General features: G+C 65.4%; 5 protein-coding genes. 1 reads left to right on the forward strand and 4 read right to left on the reverse strand.

What is annotated here, in order from left to right; all coding sequences use genetic code 11:
• Positions 1–166 precede the first annotated feature (166 nt).
• The 4 genes from GXP34_12725 to GXP34_12740 all read right to left on the reverse strand — a co-directional run bounded on the left by GXP34_12725 (position 167) and on the right by GXP34_12740 (position 2,893).
• Positions 167–370: a hypothetical protein gene (locus GXP34_12725; GenBank protein NOY56830.1), complete on the reverse strand. Its 204-nt coding sequence runs from the start codon at positions 368–370 to the stop codon at positions 167–169.
• 8 nt (positions 371–378) lie between these two features.
• Positions 379–834 carry a hypothetical protein gene (locus GXP34_12730; protein NOY56831.1) on the reverse strand — a complete coding sequence of 152 codons (456 nt, stop codon included), beginning with the start codon at positions 832–834 and terminating at the stop codon, positions 379–381.
• Between the two features lie 152 nt (positions 835–986).
• Complete coding sequence (locus GXP34_12735) at positions 987–2,630, reverse strand: methylmalonyl-CoA mutase (GenBank protein NOY56832.1); 1,644 nt, start codon at positions 2,628–2,630, stop codon at positions 987–989.
• Positions 2,627–2,893: a hypothetical protein gene (locus GXP34_12740; protein NOY56833.1), complete on the reverse strand. Its 267-nt coding sequence runs from the start codon at positions 2,891–2,893 to the stop codon at positions 2,627–2,629. The genes GXP34_12735 and GXP34_12740 overlap by 4 nt, the downstream gene beginning before the upstream one ends.
• Before the next feature lie 20 nt (positions 2,894–2,913).
• On the opposite strand from GXP34_12740, the gene GXP34_12745 reads away from it, so the two are divergent.
• Entirely contained in the window at positions 2,914–4,005 is a 1,092-nt protein-coding gene (locus GXP34_12745; protein NOY56834.1) for an LLM class flavin-dependent oxidoreductase, read from the forward strand.
• The last annotated feature ends 216 nt before the right edge of the window (positions 4,006–4,221 follow it).

The following is a 4,221-nucleotide window of genomic DNA, read 5'->3' on the forward strand; positions in this document are numbered from 1 at the left end:
ATGGGGGTGTCGACATGAAGCGATCGGCGTGTCGCAAGAGGCTCTACCCCATCAACCTCGGCCAAAACCCCGAGGCCACTTCCCCTGCTAGAGGAAGCAAGAACAGCGCCACTCTTTCCTTCCCCCTCCAGGGGGAAGGAATGAGACCCCATCGGCCTCGCTGCGCTCAGGCCGGACGGAATCCCCGGTTGCGGGCCTCGGGCGGCTCATCCGGGCCGAACGACGACAGTAGCTTGCGGTCCAAGAGATCCTCGGCCTCGACACGGCCCTGCAGCAGCGCGAACTGCTCGTCGTCGTCGCAGTCGTAGAACACCATCGTGTCCCGGATCCCGATGTACCTGTTGTTCTCGAAACGTTGCAGCCTGGCCATGACCACTCCTATCCGAACGGGCCTTGCGGAGTCGTTTCCTCACCGCGATCCCACTCTGCCCAGTCGAACCACTCGGCCAGTTCACTCTCGTCGGGCGGCTCGGCGACGAGATCCGCGTCGTCATCGTCGATGTAGGTCACATGCTCGATCCCGTCGTCCTCGATCGTCAACGCGAGGAACCCGACCGAGCGAAACTTGCCTCCCTCGTCCGGAAGCCACAAGGCGATCACACAGTCGTCGTTGCACTCCCCCCGGGACGCGACCAGACGCGGATAGCGCAGCCAAAGGTCGCTCAGGCCTTGCAGGGCCGCCTCGACTCCCACACCATCGAAAACATCGGAGGTGATCTCTTCTCCGAGCAGCTCCCCGACGCCGTCGAGGTCTCGCGCATTGAACACGTCGACCAGCGTGTCGCGATAGTTCTCGGCCTGCGGTTCCGATTCGAGATCAAAGACGTGTGCCATGTGAACCTCCGCTCGTGAACCACCGAACCGGTTCCCCGACTGAAAGCACCAACCCTGGCGGTGGCGCCGGCGAAAGCCTCCATGGCGGCACGGTCGACGGGGCGACGGAGAGCCACCCTGCCATCACCGCGCGGACGGCTATACGCCGCAGATCAGATACGAACCGACTCACGGTATGACCCAAACACTTTCTTCATCGCCTCGACGATCTCGCCCTCGGTCGCCCGAACACGAGCAGCGTCGACCATCAGTTCCATCAGATTGGCATCACCCCTTGCGCCTTCCTCGAGCGCCTTCAACGCCGCATCGACGGCCTCGGAATCTCTCCTGGACCGTAACGCCCGGACTGCCTCGCACTGGTTCTTCTCGACCTCTTCGGGGATGACGAGCGTCTCGAGCGGCGTCTCGACGTCGTCGACGTACTTGTTCACTCCGACGATCGACCGCTCGCCGGTCCCGACGGCCTTCTCGAACTCATAGGCCGAGTCGGCGAGCGCGCCCTGGAAGAAGTTCTCCTCGATGCCGCGCAGCGTCCCGTCGAGAATCGACCCGTCCCCCATCGCGAGGACCTTCTGCAAGATCTCCTCCGCCCTTGCCTCGACCCTGTCGGTCATCTCCTCCACGAACCACGAACCACCCAGCGGATCGATCGTGTTCGCCACCCCGGTCTCCTCGGCGATGACCTGCTGGGTGCGCAGTGCGATCTCCGCGGCCCGTTCGGTCGGCAGCGCATACACCTCGTCGAGAGCGTTGGTGTGCAGACTCTGGGTACCGCCGAGCACCGCCGCGAGCGCTTCGATCGCGGTTCGGACCACGTTGTTGTCCGGCTGCTGAGCAGTCAAGGACACACCGGCGGTCTGGGTGTGAAAACGTAGTTTGAGGGAGCGCTCGTCGGTCGTCCCGTACTTGTCGCGCATCCACCTGGCCCAGATGCGGCGTGCCGCCCTGAACTTGGCGATCTCTTCGAAGAAGTCGAGGTGGGCGTCGAAGAAGAACGACAGGCGCGGAGCGAAGTCGGGAATCTTCAGGCCCCGACGCAGGCACGCCTCCACGTACGCGAACCCGTCGCCGAGCGTGAACGCGAGCTCCTGGGCGGCGGTGGCTCCCGCCTCGCGGATGTGATAGCCGGAGATGGAGATCGTGTTCCACTGGGGCACTTCCCTGGTGCAGAACTCGATCATGTCGACGATGATCCGCATGTGCGGCGCCGGAGGGTAGATCCATTCCTTCTGGGCGATGTACTCCTTCAAGATGTCGTTCTGCAGGGTGCCGCGAACATCACGCCACGCGACGCCCTGCTCTTCGGCAGCCACGAGGAAGAGTGCGAAGAGCACCTCGGCGGGACCGTTGATCGTCATCGACACGGAGACGTCTCCGAGAGGGATCCCTTCGAACAGGGTCTTCATGTCGTCGGCAGAGTCGACTGCGACACCGCAGTTGCCGACCTCGCCGACCGACCTGGGATCGTCCGAGTCGATTCCCATGAGTGTCGGCATGTCGAACGCGACCGAAAGCCCGTTCTGGCCTTTCGCCAGCAGTGACCGGAACCGCTCGTTGGTCTCCTTGACGCCTGCGAACCCTGCGAACTGGCGTGTCGTCCACAGTCGCCCCCGGTACCCGGTCGCGTGAATGCCCCGCGTGTACGGAAACTGCCCGGGATAGCCGATGCGGGGATCGGGGTCGCCGTCGGCGGGAAGTCCGAGCGCCGGGACCTCTTCGAACGAGATGGTCTCAAAGCGCTTGCGGCGCTCGCGCCCCGCCGCGTACTCCTGCTCCCATCGCTCCCGGGCGCTCACGCATCACCTCCGGTCGAGACTTCGGCACCGCAGTTCGGACAGACCGCCACTTCGATGTCCCCCACGATGAACGAGATGCCACAGTCGGGACACGTGCGTCGCGGAGAAGACGGCCCGGACTCCGGTGGCGACTTCTGCCGCAGCGCATCGAGGCCCGCAGTCTCGCGCACCTCGTTGACCGCCCCACACGCGGGACACGGATACCGTCCCGGCCCCTGCACCGCGAACTGTGTCTGGCAGCGTCCGCATCGAACCTGTGTCATCGCTCACTCCTCATGGTCTCATGCTACCGAGTCTCGGGAACCGGGCACGACGCGGCGCCGCCGCTCTCGGTTTTCTGTCACGGGCACGTTGCGCGGTCGGCCGCCTCGACGCCGTCGGGATCGTCACACGCCGTATCACCGCCCACGGCGCTACGATCGGTGGAGGCCGGCTCGGGAAGGATCGCCCGGTGGATTTCGCACTCATGACAGAACCGCAGATCGGTGGAACGTACGACGAGATCCTCGCCGCGGCACTGTGGGCCGAGCAGGCAGGCATGGTGTCGTTTGCCCGTTCCGACCACTACTACTCGAGTCGGGACCCCCGCCCCGACGCCACCGACGCGTTCGCGACCCTCGCCGGCCTCGCACGCGAGACGTCGCGCATCCGCCTGGCGGTGCTCGTATCTCCGATCACGTTCCGTCACCCGGCCGTGATCGCCAAGAACGCGGCGACGATCGACCAGATGTCCGCAGGCCGGTTCGATCTGGGCATCGGCACCGGATGGATGGAACTCGAACACGATGCGTTCGGGTTTCCGTTTCCTCCGTGGGCCGAACGATTCGAACGTCTCGAAGAGGCACTGGCGTACCTGGAAGCCGCCTTCGGACCCGGCCCGGGGACGCTGTCGGGTCGCTACTACGAACTCGATGCCGACGTCCGACCCAAACCGGCCGATCTGCGCATCATCGTCGGAGGATCGGGAGCGCACCGCACACCGGCACTGGCCGGCGCCCACGCCGACGAGTACAACCACTTCATCGCATCTCCGGAGGAGATCGCCCCGAAGATCACCCGGATGCGCGAAGCGGCCACGGCGGCCGGCAGAGACCCCGACGCCGTCACCGTCAGCGTGATGGGTCCGGTGCTCACCGGCAAGGACGAGGCGAGCTACCGGCGCCGCCTCGAGAGTGCCGCCGCAGCCCGGGATCGGGACCCGGAGAACCTGGAACGGTCATGGTCGGACCACGGCATCCCCGTCGGCCCACCGGCCCGGGTCAGGGAGGCGCTCGCAGCCCTCACCGAGATCGGTGTCACCAAGTTCTACGTCCAGCATCTCGACCTCGCCGACTTGAGCGGTCTCGACGAGACGCTGGAAGCGCTCGCCGGGTAGAACTTCCCGCTGAGGGGGAAGCAAAGAAAAGAACGACCCGCCCACCTCTTGCTTCCCCTAGCAGGGGAAGTGGCCTCGGGGCTTTGGCCGAGGCCGATGGGGTAGAGGATCTTGCTAGCAGGGGAAGTGGCCTCGGGGCTTTGGCCGAGGCCGATGGGGTAGAGAATCTTCCGAGCAGGGGAAGTGGCCTCGGGGCTTTGGCCGAGGCCGATGGGG

This window comes from Actinomycetota bacterium (assembly GCA_013152275.1).
Taxonomy (GTDB): domain Bacteria; phylum Actinomycetota; class Acidimicrobiia; order Spongiisociales; family UBA4744; genus BMS3Bbin01.

Bases quoted from the DNA above. Each gene is read 5' to 3' on its own strand.
- GXP34_12745 (NOY56834.1), top strand. From the start codon at position 2,914: ATGCTACCGAGTCTCGGGAACCGGGCACGACGCGGCGCCGCCGCTCTC.
- GXP34_12740 (NOY56833.1), bottom strand. From the start codon at position 2,893: ATGACACAGGTTCGATGCGGACGCTGCCAGACACAGTTCGCGGTGCAG.
- GXP34_12725 (NOY56830.1), bottom strand. From the start codon at position 370: ATGGCCAGGCTGCAACGTTTCGAGAACAACAGGTACATCGGGATCCGG.
- GXP34_12730 (NOY56831.1), bottom strand. From the start codon at position 834: ATGGCACACGTCTTTGATCTCGAATCGGAACCGCAGGCCGAGAACTAT.